19 protein-coding genes are annotated in these 16,585 nt (G+C 61.9%); 13 read left to right on the top strand and 6 right to left on the bottom strand.

Annotated features, from left to right (window positions below; translation table 11 throughout):
* The first annotated feature begins 126 nt into the window (after positions 1–126).
* Together ACO9S2_RS04730 and ACO9S2_RS04725 are read left to right on the top strand one after the other, a co-directional pair.
* Positions 127–1,473, top strand: coding sequence for an SLC13 family permease (locus tag ACO9S2_RS04730; RefSeq protein WP_423720795.1), 1,347 nt, complete (start codon positions 127–129; stop codon positions 1,471–1,473).
* A gap of 55 nt (positions 1,474–1,528) precedes the next feature.
* The gene (locus tag ACO9S2_RS04725; protein ID WP_423720794.1) at positions 1,529–2,113 is read left to right on the top strand and encodes a lipocalin family protein; all 585 of its coding nucleotides are present in this window, start codon (positions 1,529–1,531) and stop codon (positions 2,111–2,113) included.
* Here the strand turns inward: ACO9S2_RS04725 and ACO9S2_RS04720 are convergent, their stop codons facing one another.
* Positions 2,114–2,662 carry a GNAT family N-acetyltransferase gene (locus tag ACO9S2_RS04720; protein ID WP_423720793.1) on the bottom strand — a complete coding sequence of 183 codons (549 nt, stop codon included), beginning with the start codon at positions 2,660–2,662 and terminating at the stop codon, positions 2,114–2,116.
* Between the two features lie 145 nt (positions 2,663–2,807).
* Between ACO9S2_RS04720 and galE the strand changes: the two genes are divergently transcribed.
* From galE to ACO9S2_RS04700, 4 genes are all read left to right on the top strand, one after another.
* Positions 2,808–3,824: a UDP-glucose 4-epimerase GalE gene (gene galE / locus ACO9S2_RS04715; protein WP_423720792.1), complete on the top strand. Its 1,017-nt coding sequence runs from the start codon at positions 2,808–2,810 to the stop codon at positions 3,822–3,824.
* A 100-nt stretch (positions 3,825–3,924) separates the two neighbouring features.
* A complete protein-coding gene (locus ACO9S2_RS04710) occupies positions 3,925–4,656 on the top strand; it encodes a Crp/Fnr family transcriptional regulator (RefSeq protein WP_423720791.1) in 732 nt (243 codons plus the stop codon).
* Positions 4,657–4,814: 158 nt separating this feature from the next.
* Entirely contained in the window at positions 4,815–5,261 is a 447-nt protein-coding gene (locus tag ACO9S2_RS04705; RefSeq protein ID WP_423720790.1) for a hypothetical protein, read from the top strand.
* A 35-nt stretch (positions 5,262–5,296) separates the two neighbouring features.
* Entirely contained in the window at positions 5,297–5,467 is a 171-nt protein-coding gene (locus tag ACO9S2_RS04700; protein WP_423720789.1) for a hypothetical protein, read from the top strand.
* Between the two features lie 82 nt (positions 5,468–5,549).
* On the opposite strand, the gene ACO9S2_RS04695 is transcribed toward ACO9S2_RS04700, so the two are convergent.
* A complete protein-coding gene (locus ACO9S2_RS04695; protein WP_423720788.1) occupies positions 5,550–6,332 on the bottom strand; it encodes a carbon-nitrogen hydrolase family protein in 783 nt (260 codons plus the stop codon).
* Positions 6,333–6,486: 154 nt separating this feature from the next.
* Here ACO9S2_RS04695 and ACO9S2_RS04690 point away from each other — a divergent pair, with 154 nt between their 5' ends.
* The 7 genes from ACO9S2_RS04690 (at position 6,487) to ACO9S2_RS04660 (ending at position 11,467) form a co-directional block, all read left to right on the top strand.
* Entirely contained in the window at positions 6,487–8,091 is a 1,605-nt protein-coding gene (locus ACO9S2_RS04690) for a peptide chain release factor 3 (protein ID WP_423720787.1), read from the top strand.
* A gap of 100 nt (positions 8,092–8,191) precedes the next feature.
* Positions 8,192–8,521 (top strand): hypothetical protein, encoded by a 330-nt coding sequence (locus tag ACO9S2_RS04685; RefSeq protein WP_423720786.1) that lies wholly within the window; start codon positions 8,192–8,194, stop codon positions 8,519–8,521.
* An 82-nt stretch (positions 8,522–8,603) separates the two neighbouring features.
* On the top strand, positions 8,604–9,404 hold the full coding sequence (locus ACO9S2_RS04680; protein ID WP_423720785.1) for a class I SAM-dependent methyltransferase: 801 nt from the start codon (positions 8,604–8,606) through the stop codon (positions 9,402–9,404).
* 10 nt (positions 9,405–9,414) lie between these two features.
* The gene (locus tag ACO9S2_RS04675; RefSeq protein WP_423720784.1) at positions 9,415–9,945 is read left to right on the top strand and encodes an RBBP9/YdeN family alpha/beta hydrolase; all 531 of its coding nucleotides are present in this window, start codon (positions 9,415–9,417) and stop codon (positions 9,943–9,945) included.
* A 3-nt stretch (positions 9,946–9,948) separates the two neighbouring features.
* The gene (locus ACO9S2_RS04670) at positions 9,949–10,422 is read left to right on the top strand and encodes an N-acetyltransferase family protein (RefSeq protein WP_423720783.1); all 474 of its coding nucleotides are present in this window, start codon (positions 9,949–9,951) and stop codon (positions 10,420–10,422) included.
* The gene (locus ACO9S2_RS04665; protein WP_423720782.1) at positions 10,419–10,841 is read left to right on the top strand and encodes a hypothetical protein; all 423 of its coding nucleotides are present in this window, start codon (positions 10,419–10,421) and stop codon (positions 10,839–10,841) included. Before ACO9S2_RS04670 ends, ACO9S2_RS04665 begins: the two co-directional genes overlap by 4 nt.
* 53 nt (positions 10,842–10,894) lie before the next feature.
* Positions 10,895–11,467: a DNA-3-methyladenine glycosylase I gene (locus ACO9S2_RS04660; protein WP_423720781.1), complete on the top strand. Its 573-nt coding sequence runs from the start codon at positions 10,895–10,897 to the stop codon at positions 11,465–11,467.
* Positions 11,468–11,486: 19 nt separating this feature from the next.
* On the opposite strand, the gene ACO9S2_RS04655 is transcribed toward ACO9S2_RS04660, so the two are convergent.
* From ACO9S2_RS04655 to ACO9S2_RS04640, 4 genes are all read right to left on the bottom strand, one after another.
* Positions 11,487–12,086: a VOC family protein gene (locus ACO9S2_RS04655; RefSeq protein ID WP_423720780.1), complete on the bottom strand. Its 600-nt coding sequence runs from the start codon at positions 12,084–12,086 to the stop codon at positions 11,487–11,489.
* 19 nt (positions 12,087–12,105) lie between these two features.
* Positions 12,106–13,635: an aldehyde dehydrogenase family protein gene (locus tag ACO9S2_RS04650; RefSeq protein WP_423720779.1), complete on the bottom strand. Its 1,530-nt coding sequence runs from the start codon at positions 13,633–13,635 to the stop codon at positions 12,106–12,108.
* Positions 13,636–13,939: 304 nt separating this feature from the next.
* Entirely contained in the window at positions 13,940–15,028 is a 1,089-nt protein-coding gene (locus tag ACO9S2_RS04645) for a saccharopine dehydrogenase C-terminal domain-containing protein (protein WP_423720778.1), read from the bottom strand.
* Positions 15,029–15,109: 81 nt separating this feature from the next.
* Complete coding sequence (locus ACO9S2_RS04640) at positions 15,110–16,222, bottom strand: HEAT repeat domain-containing protein (RefSeq protein WP_423720777.1); 1,113 nt, start codon at positions 16,220–16,222, stop codon at positions 15,110–15,112.
* Positions 16,223–16,585: the final 363 nt, after the last annotated feature.

The following is a 16,585-nucleotide window of genomic DNA, read 5'->3' as shown; positions in this document are numbered from 1 at the left end:
CTGACAATTTTCGAGGTTGTGCCCCTCTGCCTTGTGGAGCACGATGCTCATTGCATAGAGCTGGCCAGCCGTTGATAATGCGTCAGGTTCTCCCAGGCTCGTTACTCCGGGTTCAAGAGGTTGTGCATGTCGTCTCTCTCTCTGGCCTTGCTGATTTTCGGTGTGTGTTATCTCGTCATTATGACCGAACGGATCCACAAGACGATTGTGGCGTTGTTCGGTGCGGCGGTCATGATCGGGTTGGGGGTGGTCTCCCAAGACGAAGCGTTCTACTCCCATGAGTTCGGGGTCGACTACAATGTCGTGTTTCTGCTGATCGGGATGATGGTGATCATCAACATTGTCCGCGAGACGGGTCTGTTCGAAGTCATGGCGATTTGGGCGGCGCAGCGGGCCGACGCCAAACCGTTTCGCCTGCTGGTGTTGCTGGCGCTGATGACGGCCGGGCTCTCGGCGATGCTCGATAACGTGACGACCGTCCTGCTGATGGCGCCCGTCACCTTGTCGATTGCAAAGCGGTTGGAGCTCAACCCCGTCGCATTTCTGGTGACCGAGGCGCTGGCTTCGAATATCGGGGGGACTGCGACGTTGGTCGGTGATCCGCCGAATATCATGATTGCCAGCAAGGCTGAGCTGGGCTATCTCGATTTTCTGGCGGTCTTGGGGCCTGTGGTGGTGCTGATCCTGGCCGTGTTTCTCATTGTGATCTGGGTCATGTTTGGCCGAAACATGACGGTGGCCTTGCATTTGCGCACGGGGGTGCAGGCTTTGAATTCACAGGACGCGGTGACGGATCGGGCGTTTTTAACCCGCTGTCTCTGGCTGCTAGGGATCGTCAACGCGGGCTTTTGTCTCCATTCGCTCATCCATCTTGAGCCGGCCACGATCGCGCTGTTGGGCGCCAGCCTATTCATGTTGATCGGTCATGCGCGCCGGAAGCCGGAGGATGACGAGGAGTTGTCCTATCTGACCGATGTCGAATGGAAGACCATCTTCTTTTTTATCGGGTTGTTCATTTTGGTCGGCGGGCTGGTCAAGGTCGGGGTGATTCGCTATCTGGCCGATCAGCTGGTGGCGGTGACGCAAGGCAATCTGGCAGGATCGACGATGGCGGTCCTATGGGGATCGGCCCTGCTCTCAGCCGCGGTGGATAACATCCCCTATGTCGCCGCGATGAATCCGCTGATCGTGGATCTTGCCCGGTCGCTGCATCCGGAGATTGCTGATTATGCGACATTGGTGCATCAGGCCGATATCATTCCCCTCTGGTGGGCCTTGGCGCTCGGCGCCTGTCTGGGAGGGAACGGCACGATTATCGGCGCGAGCGCCAACGTTGTGATCGTGGATCTCGCGCGCAAAGCGGGCTATCCCATCTCGTTTTGGCAATTCTTTAAGTTCGGATTTCCCGTGATGATCGGGTCGATTCTGATCAGCTCCCTGTATCTGTGGGTGCTCTTTCTGCGTGCGGCCTAGCGCGAGAGAAGCGAAGAAGGATGTATGCAAGAGGGGTGTGCGGCGAAGGAGGGACATGATGAAACAGACCGTTGTCCGGTGGACAAGACGCCAACAATTCTTGCTGAGTCTGGCCCTGGCCGGTGTGTTGCTCGGCGGCTGCGCGGGGGTTGATTCGAGAGGGGAGGTGCCGACGGTAGCGGCAGTCGACCTTAGCCGTTATGTTGGGACGTGGTATGAGATCGCACGGCTGCCGATGTGGTTTCAGCGGCACTGTGTGGATTCCAGGGCGATCTACACGCTTCGTTCCGATGGGGCCGTCGGGGTGCACAATGAATGTGCGACCGATGCGGGCGAGCGGGATCAGATCGAGGGCGTGGCGACGGTGGTGGATGCGAAGACGAATGCCAAGCTGAACGTCCAGTTCGACAATTGGTTTGCGCGGCTCTTCGGCTCATCCCGCGAGGGGAACTATTGGATTCTCGATCTCGATGCCGAGTACCGCACGGCGCTGGTGGGCACGCCGGATCGCCGGTATCTCTGGATCCTTGCGCGGACACCGCAGCTGGAGGAGCCGGCCTACAGACGGCTGGTTGAGCTGAGCCGCAGCGTCGGGTATCCCGTAGACGATCTCGTCCGCGACCGGCGTCCGGCACCCTGATCAACGCTGGTCGAATTCGTTTTCCAAAAGGCCGTAGAGCTCGACGTCGACATACCGGCCGAAACGCAGATAGTGCTCGCGCAGCCCGCCTTCGTAGGCCATCCCGACCTTCTGCAGCACCCGCCCCGATGCCGGATTGTTCAGGAAATGCGGGGCGTAGATCCGGTGTAGATGCAACTGCCGGAATCCATAAGCCAGCAGGGCTCTCACGGCTTCGGTGCAGTAGCCGCGATTCCAATAGGGCTGGCCGAGCCAATAGCTCATTCGGGCATGCCGGTGCGTGGCGGCAATGTCCAGCCCGATGGATCCGATCAAACGGTTTTCCTCGCGCAACACGATGGCGAAGTTCACGAGCGTTCCGGCGTCAGCTTCCCGTTGCAGATCCGCGATCCATCGCTCGGCCTCTCCGTCGGGATAGGGGTGGGGCAGGATCAGCGTTCCCCTGGCGACGTCGTAGACTCCGGCAAGATCCTGCACGTCCGGGGCATCGCCCGACCGGAAGGGCCGCAGCAGAAGCCGGTCCGTGTTGAGCGTGGGAGATGGTGCCATGCGCGGGATGAAACCACAGCAAAGCCCGGTTTGACAATCGCCTTCTCCGGACGTGAGAAGATGCGAGATTGATTGACCCTCTCCCTCCGTCTCGCTAGTCTTTGACTCGAGCGGGATGCTCCAACCTTTCACCGAGTAGGAACGCATGATCCTTGTCACAGGCGGCGCCGGATTTATCGGGTCTCATACCTGCGTGGAACTAGTGAATGCAGGAACGGCGGTCACGGTATTCGACAACTTCTCCAACAGCCACCCGGAAGCCCTGGCGCGAGTGGAGCGCATCACCGGGAAACCACTGCGTGTGGTCCGGGGTGACATCCGTGATCGCGCTGCATTAGTGGGGGCCTTGCGCGAGAGCGGGGCCCAGGCGGTGATCCACTTTGCCGGTCTCAAGGCCGTGGGAGAATCGGTCGAGAAGCCGCTGATCTACTACGACAACAACGTGGCCGGCACTGTGCATCTGCTGGAGGCGATGGGCGAGTGCGGGGTGAAGACGCTCGTGTTCAGTTCTTCTGCCACGGTGTACGGCGATCCGCAGCGGCTGCCGCTGACCGAGGACCATCCGCTCTCCGCGACCAATCCCTACGGCCGCTCGAAGCTGATGATTGAGGACATGTTGCGCGACCTGCATCGGAGCGATGCCTCCTGGCGGATCGGTATTCTGCGCTACTTCAATCCGGTGGGGGCCCATGCCAGCGGGTTAATCGGGGAAGATCCGCAGGGCATCCCGAATAATCTGCTGCCTTTCGTGGCCCAGGTGGCGGTGGGACGGCGAGAATTCCTGAACGTGTGGGGAGATGACTATGCGACGCCGGACGGGACCGGAGTGCGGGATTACATTCATGTGGTGGATCTGGCACTCGGCCACCTCAAGGCGCTGGAGGCGTTAGGGCGGCTCAAAGACCCGGACACCCTTCTGACGGTGAATCTCGGAACAGGCACGGGCTACAGCGTGTTGGACATTGTGAAGGCGTTTGAAACGGCCAGCGGGCGGGCGGTGCCGTACAAGATCGCCGCCCGGCGGCCCGGCGACATCGCCGCCTGTTACGCGGACCCGGCGCGGGCTTTTAGCCTGCTGGGCTGGCGCGCCGAGCGGGGGCTGGCCGCCATGTGCACCGACGCCTGGCGCTGGCAGAGTTCGAATCCCGGCGGGTACGAGTAGACGCGGGAATCCTAGCGCCCGTATCGGGTCGTCTCCGTAGTGCGAGGGGGCTGGCCATCGGCTGTGGCGACTCTGTAGAATGCCGGAGCTTGAGGAGCCCATGATTCACACGGCGATGAATATAGCGGACCATCGGCAGTGTCAGGCGCTCTCGCTCTGTTTCCGCGGCAAGCTCTGCGATCAGCTCATGAGCCGGCCCGGACGGCGTGTGGCAAAGGGAGAGCTTGTGTATCGGCTGGGCGATGCAGCGCAGAGCGTATTCTTTCTCCGGCATGGTCTGGTGAAACTGACCTCCCTGACCGACGGCGGGCGCGAACTGATTCTGCGCCTGCACCAGGCCGGGGACGTGTTCGGCGAGTTGTGTCATTGCACCGGCGAACGCCGCGAACAGGCGGTGGCGATGGAGGACGGGGAAGTCGTCGAATTGAGCTTTGACGAATTCATCGCCCATCTGCAAAGCAACCGCCCGGCATTTCTGCTGTTTCTCTCCAACGTCGCGCAGCAGCTGTCGTCGGCCTACGAGCAGATCCAGACCTTGTCCTTCAGCAGCACGATGGAGCGCCTGGTGCGCACGTTGAACCGGCTGGCCGATGAATTCGGTGAGGAGGAGGGGGAGTGGACCAGGCTCACCCACTATTTCCGTCAGGACGATCTCGCCCAGATGATCGGCGCGCGCCGTGAGGTTGTCTCGACGCTCTTGAATCAGCTGCGTGAGCAGGGGCTCATCACCTACGCGCGCAAGGATGGGCTCTTGTTGCATCGCCCCGGCCTTGAACGATACCTGCTTGCCCCCGAGAAATCCTCCGTGGGCCTCAAAGATTCCGGCTTCTAGAGCTTTTTTATCTCCAGTGTTATCCCGCTAACTTACAGCACCGCTCCTGTTGGCTATGCTTGCCTCTCGTTGCTCCGCTTGGCTGTGACCGTTGTTGGTTCGTTCGGCCGGGTGCGGGTGTTGTCACATAGTCCGTTTTGAACAAAGGAGTGTGTCCCATGCGTCATCCATTGTATGCCTTGTCTCTCGCTGTCTTACTATTGTCACCGGCGGCCTGTGCGCACAGTGCGGACTCTCCCACTGCGGCGGCGTCTCAGGGGCCTCAGGCCAACCCGCTCAAGGTGGCGGAAACCAAAGCGGCTCTTCGGGATCTCTGGCTGGGGCACATCTTCTCCATTCGCACTGTGGCCGTTGCGACGATGGATAAGAATGCGTCAGCCAGAGAGGCAGCGGAAAAGGGCGTGGTGGTCAATGCGCAACAGATCGCGGGGTCCATTGAGCCGTTTTACGGCAAGCCGGCGTCCGACAAGCTGTTCACCCTGCTGGCCGGGCACTATGGCGCGATTCGCGATCATTTGGATGCCACGGCCGCAGGCAATTCGGCGCAGCAGGATTTGCAGTCAAGCAGCTCACCGCGAACGCGGCTGACATTTCGATCTTCCTGAGCGGTGCCAATCCGCATCTGCCGAAGGACGCGGTCATGGGATTGCTCACGGCTCACGCGGCGCACCATCTGACGCAGTTTCAACAGCTCAAAGACGAGGACTACACGCACGAGGCCGATACGTGGAAAGGCATGAAGTCGCATATCTATGTCGTGGCTGATGCCTTGACGGATGCCCTGGCCGCGCAGTTTCCGAACAAGTTCTAGCGAAATCGCTAAGCGAGAGGCCGGTCTCAGCAGCCAGGTGCGGCAAACCCGCATCTGGCTGTTTGCGTTCCGGAGGCGAAGGCTAAAGCGGGATGCGTTCGTACGATGATGTGGCTAGGTCTTGTAACCCCAGATTCCACTCAATGAGGAAGATGGTGGAGCGGGCCGCGGTCATCGAGAGCCGCCGCCGGCCGTTCTTTGCCACGACGCTTTCGGCTTTCGTAAAATCCATCGTGGCATCCGGCCCGGTTCGATTGCACACCAGCAAGGGCAGACCCGTGTCTCTGGTGCAGCGCTCCCATTCGCCGTTCGGACCGTGGAATCCCGGGGCCCAGGCGGCGGACGAGACCAGCAGGCCGGCGCCCTGCCGTCGCAGGCTCTCGGCGATCCCCGGCGAATAGGCATCGGCGCAAATGAGGAGGCCCACGCGCTCCAGCGGCGGCGCGGCGACGGCCGTGGCCTCTGTGCCGGGCGTCGACCATGATTCCGATCCTACTCGAAGCGCGTTGATCTTGCGGTGAGCGCCGGCCGGGATCCCCTCAGGCGTAATGACGAACAGGGAATTGTGCAGCTGCGTCGTCCGGCGGTCGCGCTCCGGATGGGACAGGAAGAGTGTGAGGCGCCATTGCGCCGCCAGCCGGCACAGGTGTGTCATCCAGGCGTCCGGCTGGGGTTCGATCCAGTCGGTGCCGATCTGATCGGCGAAGGTATACCCGCAGACTGCGAGTTCCGGCGTGAGGATCCAGGTGGCACCGGCTTGCGCGGCGGTCGTGACGGCGGCTTCGATGAGTCGGCGATTATGGGCAATCTGGCCGGGGAGCGGGGCCAGATGCAGAAAGGCGATGCGCAGAGACGTTCGGGGCATGATGGTCTTGCTCGGCTCAAGGAGGAACCTGCCGGGCGGTATCATACAAGATCCGTCCCGCCAGGGCGAGGTCTGCGCAGCATTGCCCGGATCGGGGCGCCGGCGCATTGTCTGGCGCAGGTGCCCTGCCGGTATGGTATATTGCGCACCCACGATGACTACTGACGCGACAACCCAGGGTGAACTCGCCGCCGCGACCGCGCAGCGGCGTACCTTTGCCATCATCAGCCATCCGGACGCGGGGAAAACCACGCTGACGGAAAAACTGCTGCTGTACTCCGGCATGATCCGCACGGCGGGCATGGTCCGCGGGCGCAAGGGCGGCAAGGTCGCCGCGTCGGATTGGATGGGCATGGAGCAGGAGCGCGGGATTTCCATCACTGCTTCGGCCATGCAGTTCAACTATAAGAATGCCGTCATCAATCTGCTCGATACGCCGGGCCACCAGGACTTTTCCGAAGACACCTATCGGACATTGACGGCGGCGGACAGCGCGATCATGGTGATCGACGCAGCCAAGGGTGTCGAGACGCAGACCCGCAAACTGTTCGCCGTGTGCCGCATGCGGCGCATTCCGGTGCTGACGCTCATCAATAAGATGGACCTGCCCGGGCGGCCGCCGCTGGATCTCATGACGGAGGTTGAGCAGGCTTTGAGCATCCATGCCAGCGCGATCAACTGGCCGATCGGATCAGGCAGCGAGTTTGCCGGCATCGTGAACCGCAGCGACAACCGGGTGCAGCTGTTCAGCCGCACGGCGCCGGGCGGGGCGACCAAGGTCAATGTGGAAACCCTGATGTTGGACGAGCTGGCGCGGAGCGGGCGCGTGTCCGATGACGTGATGGCGCAGGTGCAGCACGACCTGGAATTGATCGAGATTGCCGGCAATCCCTTCTCGCGCGAACCGTTCCTTGCGGGCGAGGTTACCCCGGTGTTCTTTGCCTCGGCGCTCACGAATTTCGGCATCGAGAGTTTCCTCGATGCCTTTGTGGATCTGGCGCCCTCGCCCGGCGCGCGTCTGGCCGATCGGGATGACGGCACGGAAGTGTCGGTGGATCCGATCGAGACGCCCTTCAGCGCGTATGTCTTTAAATTACAGGCGAACATGAACCCCAAGCACCGGGACAGCACGGCGTTCTTGCGGGTCTGCTCCGGACGGTTCGAGCGCGACATGGTCGTGAGGCATCACCGGTTGAACCGCGAGGTGCGGCTTTCGCGCCCCCATAGCCTGGTGGCGCAAACCCGGAGCACGGTGGAAGAAGCCTATCCCGGCGACATCATCGGCATCATCAATCCCGGCCTCTTCGCGATCGGCGATACGATTTCCGTGGGCGGCGGGTTCAACTTCAAGCCCCTGCCCCAATTCCAGCCGGAGATTTTCGCCCGCATCCGTCCCAGCGACGTGGGCAAGCGGAAATCCTTCGACAAGGGTATGGAACAGATGGCGCAGGAGGGGACGGTGCAGATCCTCCGGAGCCTGAACGATCTGGAGTCGCTGGTGGCGGCGGTCGGGCGACTGCAGTTCGACGTGTTGCAGTACCGGCTGCGCGAAGAGTATCGGGTCGAGACGGTGCTCGATGTGCTGTCGTATTCCTGCAGCGCCTGGCTGGAAGGCGAGGTGGCGACGTTCAAACTGCCGTCCAATTCCATGATCGTGAAAGATCACCGCGGCCGTATCGTCGTGCTGTTCGCCGATCAGCTCATGAAGAACATCGCGCGCGACCGCAATCCGGACCATGTCTTGAAAGATATGGGCTAAGGAGCCCGGAGCGTATGGCGAATGGCTTTGGGCGTATCGCCTGGTAGACATGCCGAGCGCGAACCCACCACATTCCGGAGGATGGCGGCGATGGCCGGCGATGATCGCCACGGGCGCGATTGCCATGGCGTCGAGTCTCTTCGCATGGGCCAATCCGGCTCATGACCGGCTGGCGGCGATGGCGGAAGTGGAGCGCAGCGAGGCCCTCGCGATTCTCGTCGAAAGCAGCGGCCAGCCTTGTCGGACGGTGGCCCGGACGTTTTTTCAGGGCGCGGATGACAAGGGGAACGCATTCTGGAATGTGGAATGTTCCGGCGGCAACTCCTATGTCGTGCAGATCAAGAACGATGCGCGGGGCTCCACGCGCGTGCTGACCTGCCGCCGGCTGGAAGCGGTCTCCGGGGGGCGTTGTTTCAAGAAGCTGGAGTAGTTCCGGCACCGGTTGCACTGCCGGTGTGTTGCCGGGCTGGTGGCTGCCGGGCGAATCGACACGTACGACAACGAGTGACAGGATGAGTCAGCCGGAATATGTCTTCACCTCGGTTGAGGATCAGTGTGAAGTGGAGCGGCTTCGGGCAATCGAACGGGAGTGCGATCCCGCGAGTCGGAGACGATTGGGCGCGACCGGCCTGACGACCGGGTGGCGCTGCCTCGAAGTGGGACCGGGGGCCGGCTCCTTGATGCGCTGGATGGCCGACAAGGTCGGCCCATCCGGACAGGTCTGCGCGGTTGATCTGTCGACGAAGTTTCTTCCCGCCCAGCGCCCGCCCCATGTCGAGGTGCGGCAGGCCGACATCAGAACTGTGCCGTTGCCGGAGGCCTCGTTCGATCTCGTCCACGCGCGCTATGTCCTCATTCATTTGCCGGATTACGAAGTAGCGCTGTCGAAGATGCTGGCGGCGCTCAAGCCCGGTGGCTGGCTCGTGCTGGAGGAGCCGGACTTTTCCGCTTCGCGCGGAGTCGCGGGAGATGCGGAGCAATTGGCGTCGATCGGGCGTATCAATCAAGCCATCCAATTCATGTATGAAACCCGAGGAATGGACTACGCCTTGGGGCTGAAGCTCCTGCCGCTGGTCCAAGCGCGGGGTCTGAACGATCTCGCGATGGAATATGAAGCGCCCTGGTCTGAGGGCGGGTCCGGAACGGCCAGGATGATGGCGATGTCCGCCGTCCAACTCCATGACAAATATCTGGCGACCGGGCTGGTGACAGAGGCCGATGTGGAACGCTACTGCCGCTTCGCGGAGGATCCGCGCAGCCGGGCGGTCTATTATGCGACGGTGGCGGTGATGGGACGGAAGAAGGCCGAGTGAGCGTGTCGTGATGGAGCATCCTGTACTCGTTCTGCCGGGATTCGGCAATTCCGGGCCCGGTCATTGGCAGACGCTCTGGGAAGCGCGTCATCCCGAATGGCGGCGGGTGCAACTGGGCCATTGGGATGCGCCGGTCTGCGAAGAATGGGTGCGCGTGCTGGACGAAGCCGTCCGGCGCTGCGCGGCTCCGCCGCTGCTCGTGGCGCACAGCCTGGCCTGCCTCCTTGTGGCCCATTGGGCGCAGCAGTCCACGTTCTCGATTCGCGGCGCGTTTCTGGTGGCGATTCCGGAACCGGGCAGCCCCAGTTTCCCGCCCACGGCCAGGAGATTCTCGCCTGTGCCGATGCAGCCACTCCGGTTTCCCTCTCTCGTGGTCGCGAGCGCGGACGATCCATTCGGACCGTCCGCCTTCGCCCGGCGTTGCGCCACGGCCTGGGGCAGCCGGTTTGTCGATATCGGCGAGGCCGGCCATATCAATGCCGACAGCGGCATCGGCGAGTGGCCCGAGGGCTACGAGCTGTTTCAAGAGCTTGCACGGTGACTGATGGCGACTCAGATTGTTCAGGCCAGGTGTGATGATGCAGAAGTCGTTGCGACGCTGGTGGGGGAACTGCTCCACGAGATTATGGCAGCGCTAAAGGAACAGGCCTTTCACTTTCATTACGACGATACGGTGATTCGGGTCCGCTCGTGGCTGAAAGACGGGTTGTATACGGTGTTGCTCGCGCGCAAAGGCGGCGAGCCGATCGGATTTCTCGCCTTGTATCAGAGCTACGCGCTCTATACGGAAGGTGTGTACGGGACAATTCCGGAGTTCTATGTCCGGCCCGCGCATCGTTCGAAGGGTGTGGGCGCGGCCTTGCTGGAACAGGCGCGACGGCTCGGGCAGGCGCGGAGCTGGCGGCGGCTGGAGGTGACGACCCCGCCGCTCCCGCAGTTCGACCGGACGCTGGCGTTTTATCAGCGCGAGGGATTCAGTATTTCAGGCGGACGGAAGCTGAAGCGGGAGCTGCCATGAAGCCGGTGGTGCAACTCGAACGGACCGGCTGCGGCATCGCCAGCGTGGCGGCGTTGGCGGGCGTGACCTACACTGAGGCGAAGCGTGCGGCGAATCGGCTGGACATCTTCGCCGACGACAGCCGTCTGTGGTCCGAGACCCAGCATGTGCGCAGATTGCTGAAGCACTATCGCCTCCAAGCGGCGAGTCAGGAGGCGCCGTTCGTCTCCTGGCAGGGCTTGCCGGATGTCGCGCTCCTCGCCATCAAGTGGCATCGTGAGAAGGGCCGTGCGTTCTGGCATTGGGTTGTATTCTGGCGCAGCCCTCAGGGGCCGGTAGTGCTTGATTCCAAACGAACGCTCCGCCGCCATGTGCGCAGGGATTTCGGCCGGATGAAGCCGAAGTGGTGGATCGGCGTCAAGCCGCCGCGTCATCGCTGAGCCGGATCGTGACCAAATCAAACCGGACTGGTAATCGACTGAAGGAGGTCGTCGTGAAACAACGAATCCGTTGCGCCTGGGCCGGCGATAAGCCGCACATGATTCGTTATCACGATGTGGAATGGGGCAAGCCGGTCCATCGTGACCGGAAGCATTTCGAGATGCTGTTGCTCGAAGGCGCACAGGCAGGGCTGACCTGGGAGACCGTCCTGCGGAAGCGGGCCGGCTATCGAAAGGCCTTCGCGAATTTCGATCCGAAGAAGGTGGCGCGTTTCACGGCCCGGACGAAAGCTGCGCTGCTGAAGAATCCCGGCGTCATCCGCAACCGGCTCAAGATCGACTCGGCGGTCACCAACGCGCAGGCGTTTCTGGCCGTGCAGAAGGAATTCGGCTCGTTTGATGCCTATGTCTGGTCGTTCGTCGGCGGGGAGCCGATCCTCAATCGCTGGAAACGGATGAACGAGATTCCCGCCACGAGCCCGGTGAGCGATACGCTGTCCAAAGACCTCAAGCAGCGCGGGTTCCGCTTCGTCGGGAGCACGATCATCTATGCCTATATGCAGGCCATCGGGATGGTGAATGACCACACCCTGGATTGTTTCCTCAAACGCGCCGCCCGTCGGTAGGCAGGAGATTGCTGTCAGGTTAGCGGGGCGCCGTCGATTTCATCAGACTGTCGGCTTGTGGCGGGGAGAATCCCTGGTAGCCGCGGTGCCGTTCCGCGAGTTCCAGCACCGAGAAGGGTTGGCCGTCGACCATTTCAGGAGATGAAAAGATCTGCCGGAGCTGGCCGCCCCGTCCCCCCACAATGCTGCCGGCAAACACCACTCCTTCTTTTTTGAGCCGCTCGATCGCCTTTTCGATATCTTCGACACGCACGGCCACGTGGTGAAAGACCCGATCGCCGAACTTCTTGACCCAGCCGGGAATGATGCTGGTCTTGCCGCGCTCGTCCGGATAGGCCTGGTCGACGAAAAGGGCCGGATACCCCGTCTTCCGATAGACCTTGGCATACCAATCGTCGTATTCCAGGGTGTCGTCGTAGGCGTACCCCAAGGCGACGAACGGCTCCGCTCCATGGTCGATGTCAAACGTCCTGACCGTCACATGATCGATGACCGGCGTGAATCCAATTCCGGCTTTCTCCAGCAGACCCTTCAGCGCCGCGGCCGCCTTGTTGTGCGCGACATAGTCCGCCACCATCTTTTCCATGAGCTGGTCGAGTTCGCGATTGCGATCCGTCATGGCCATTCCTCCTGTCGAGCTATGATCCGAACGTGATGCCTTGCGCGAGGGGGAGATCCGTACCCCAGTTGACGGTGTTGGTTTGACGGCGCATGTAGGCCTTCCAGGCATCCGAGCCGGCTTCCCGCCCGCCGCCTGTGTCTTTCTCCCCGCCGAACGCCCCGCCGATCTCCGCGCCGGATGTGCCGATGTTGATGTTGGCGATGCCGCAGTCGCTGCCTGCGGCCGAGAGGAAGCGCTCGCTGTGCCGCAGGTCGTTCGTGAACAGGGCGGAGGAGAGGCCCTGAGGAACGTTGTTCTGCAGGCGGATGGCCTCGTCGAGCGATTGAAACGGCATCACATAGAGGATCGGGGCGAAGGTCTCTTGTTGGACGATCGGCCAGTGAGGTTCGGCCCGGGCGATGGTCGGTTCGACGAAACAGCCGGGGCGATCCAGCACCTTGCCGCCGTAGAGGATCCGCCCCCCCTCTCTCTTAATCTCCTCGATCGCGGCACGATAGGCCTCGACGGCGGCCTGATCGATGAGCGGTCCCATGAGCGTATCCGGTTGCAACGGATTGCCGATCCGGACCTGGCCATAGGCCTTCACCAGCTTACCGAGCAATTCGTCGTGCCGAGTGTGGTGAACAAAGAGCCGTCTGGTCGTCGTGCAACGCTGGCCGGCCGTGCCTACGGCGCCGAACAGGAGCGCACGCAGCGCTAGGTTCAGGTCGGCCGTTTCGTCGACGATGACCGCGTTATTGCCCCCTAGTTCGAGGAGGGTGCGCCCCAGACGCTGGGCGACAGTCGAGGCGACGCGGCGGCCGACCGGCACCGAGCCGGTAAAGGAAATCAGCGGCAGCCGCTTGTCCTGAACCATCGCTTCGGCCAGGCTCGTCTGAGCGGTGATGAAGAGCGAGAAAATGCCCGGGCACCCCTGCTGCTCCATGACGCGATTACAGATGTGCTGCACGGCGATGGCGCAGAGCGGCGCTTTGGCCGACGGTTTCCAGATGACCGTGTCGCCGGCGATGGCGGCCAGAAAGGCGTTCCAGGCCCAGACGGCCACGGGGAAATTGAAGGCGGTAATGACGCCGGCCGGCCCCAGGGGATGCCATTGTTCGCTCATGCGGTGGGCCGGCCGCTCCGATGGCATGGTAGCGCCGTAGAGCATCCGCGCCTGCCCGACGGCGAAGTCGGCCATGTCGATCATCTCCTGGACTTCGCCGTCCCCTTCGGGCTTGATCTTGCCGACTTCCAGCGACACCAATGTGCTCAGCTGATCCTTCTTCGCCCGCAACGCCTGCCCGATCAGCCGGACGACTTCGCCGCGCTTCGGCGCCGGAACCAGGCGCCATCTGAAAAATGCCGCCTGCGATTCGTTGACGATGCGCTCGTAATCTTCGACGGCGCAGGGTTGGATACCCGCGATGGTTTCGCCGGTCGCCGGATTCACCGACGGCACGACAGGGGCACTGTTGTGGCTGGACCACCAGGCCGGCCCTGTGCTGCCGCCGGGATTGACGGCCTGGATGCCCAGCTCTTTGAGGGCGGGGTGGATCGTGCTCATGGGCATCAATCTCCAAAGGCGTTGAGCGGTAGCCGTTTTGTGCCGCAGGGTGGACTGACGGGTTGGGTCGTGCTCATGGGCATCAATCTCCAAAAGTGTTGAGCGGTGGCCGTTTTGTGCCGCAGGGTGGACTGATGGGTTGGGTCGTGCTCATGGGCATCAATCTCCAAAGGTGTTGAGCGGTGGCCGTTTTGTGCCGCAGGGTGGACTGATGGGTTGGGTCGTGCTCATGGGCATCAATCTCCAAAGGCGTTGAGCGGTGGCTGTTTTGTGCCGCAGGGTGGACTGATGGGTTGGGTCGTGCTCATCGGAAACAGGCTCCAAAGTCGTTGGCCAGAAAATCCTTCAACGGCACCGATTCCTGCGTCACAAATCCATGGTACCGCGACGGATGGTTCAAGACCAGATCCATGACGCAACAGAGGCTGGAGGCGGTGGTGACCTGAATCGCGGACCAGAGCTTGCCCTTGATGCATTGCGGGTAGATCTTCTTCACGTAATTCTCTTCAAAGAACCCTCCGTCCTTGGTTCCGGTGACGGAGGCATAGATCAGGACGACGTCCTGCAAGGTTTGCGGGATGGCGTGTTCCAGGATGCGCTTGAGTGTCTCGCGATCTTCGTTGAGCTTGAGGTCTTTCATCAGCAGATGGATTTTTTCGCAGTGGCCGGGATAGCGGAGGGTTTTATAGTTCATCGTCTTCACCTTGCCGGCATAACTGTCCGCCAGAGTGCCCAATCCTCCCGAGGTATTGAAGGCTTCGTACAGTAACCCGTCCAACTCGATTGTTTCATAGCCTTCCAGCGGCTGGAGGGGGACTTTCTCGCCTTCCTCAATGCCGTAACAGAGGTTGCCGTACTCGTTGATGAGGCCATCGGTGGACCAGGTCAGGGAATACTTGAGCGCGTTGCTGGGATGCACCGGCAGGGCGCCCACCCGCATTTTGACTGTGTCCAGGGTCTCGAAATGGGTCATCAGATTGTGCGTGACGATGCTGATAAAGCCGGGAGCCAGGCCGCATTGCGGCATGAAGGCCTGTGTGGCGCCGGAGCTCAGGATGCGGATCTGATTGGTGACCTCGATGTCCTCCGTGAGGTCGAAATAGTGCAGCCCGTGTGTCAGCGCGAGCCCCGCGACGGTGGGGTTGCAGAAATAGGGGAGGCTGGAGACAACGGCATCCACCGGGTAGGCCGAGAGGTAGGTGCCGACTGCGTCCGGATGACGGACATCGAGAATACTCGGCGTGACGCGCCGAAGACCCAGATCCTCGACGAGGTGCTTGGGGCCTTCGAGGCTCACATCTCCGAGATGGACCTCATAGCCTCCATGCTGGGAAAGCAGGCAGGCCACCAGCGAACCGATCTTCCCTGCGCCGAGGACCAGGACTCGATGCATGAGGAACCTCTTCTGCTGTCAGTATACTCCTCTTGCAGGGGCTGAGCACGTGGATTGGCAAAGGCCATCAGCCCCGCAGGCTCACTCCTCCGTATGGACGCCGTCGAAACCGTCGAGGGCGATGCCCAGGGCGGTGAGCAGTTCCTTCAGTTCCGGGGTGCTGTCGGAGCGCACCTGCTTGAGTACGGAACGATGGAGCGCGCGAAGCGGCTCCAGGACGCGCCGGTCGGTCGTTTTGCCCAGGGCTCTGACGAGGATCGTCTGCATGGGGACCGGTTCGTTCGGCAGGGCGGAGAGGAATGTCGGGACGATGTCGCTGTTCGGATGCAACGGCGCGAGCCGGCCCAATCCCAGCGCCGCGGCCCGATGTTGTTCCGGCGTGCCCGAATTGAACAGGTGCAGCAGCGGGGGAATAGACTCCTCATGGCCGATCGTTCCGAGCGCGGTAGCGGCTGCTTGGGTGAGGCCCGGGTCGGGGTCTGTCAGAGCGGCTGTCAGTCGCGGGATTGCATCGACGGCCTGCATGGCGCCCAACAATCCGACCACGATCTGTTTTTGCGGCGCGGTCGTGCCGGCGGCGTCCAGTGTCGCCACCAGGCGAGCAGACTGCCCCCACTCGGCTGCGAGCAGGAACGGGAACGGATCCGTCTGTAACCGCTCGATGAGCTGTGCGATTGCGTAAGCCCCGGCATCGGCCTGCCCCGCCTTGCGGGCGGCTTCTTGCGGCGTGGCGAAGTCAGTCCGGACTTCATGACGCCACTCGGCCCAGCGGGCGCCAAAGCGGTACAGAATCTGGCAGGCCGGTCCTTTCCACAAGCGCGCGGCGGCATCCACCATGTCGGCATCGCCGCCGGAACGTTCGGTGCCTTCCCAGGTTTTCAGTTCTTCGCATTTGACCTTCACGGTCACATCGTGCGGTTGTGCCGGATCGACGACCGTGCGGTAGCCGAGTTGTTCGAGCCGTCTGGCAGCCGCCTGTGTCAGTCCGGCCGCCTGGATCGGCCCATGGCTGGTGAGGGCCAGTGTTTCCAGGTGAATGAGTTCGGTCCTGATCTGCCGGTCTTTTTCTTCCTGGGTGAGGAGTTCCTTGCGCGCATAGCTGATGTCCGGAGCACTCCAGGCGAAGAAGCTTCCGACGAGCATGATGGCCGAACCCCAAACCCGACCGGTGCTGGTGACATGGATGCGCTTCATGGCCAAGGTATTCCTTTTGGTATAAATGACGGAGCCTGACATCAGTGGTGCGGATTGTTGCATAGGCCGCGGGAGCAGGGAAAGGGCCCGGGCCCTGCACTCGCGACATGGCTTGTGGCGTGTAACGGGACGGACGATCTGTTCCGTTCTCGATCTGTTGAACGACAGCAGGTGTAAAGCTGACGGCGCCAGAGGCGAGAGCGCGATGTGGCTTTTCGGGACTCTCAGGTGAAGTCTTTTCCCTTCAGTTGCGTGCCATTCGTATAATCACTTCCTCAAGGGTGTGAGGTAAATTCCAGGTAAAACGAGGGAAAGTAAGTGTGGGAAGGTGTTGGGTACATCCTTTGCTATTTTTGTTACTCC

The organism is Nitrospira sp. NS4 (genome assembly GCF_049546785.1).
Taxonomy (GTDB): Bacteria; Nitrospirota; Nitrospiria; order Nitrospirales; family Nitrospiraceae; genus Nitrospira_D.
The sequence above is the reverse complement of the archived record's forward strand: the minus strand, read 5'-3'. Positions and strand labels throughout refer to the sequence as shown.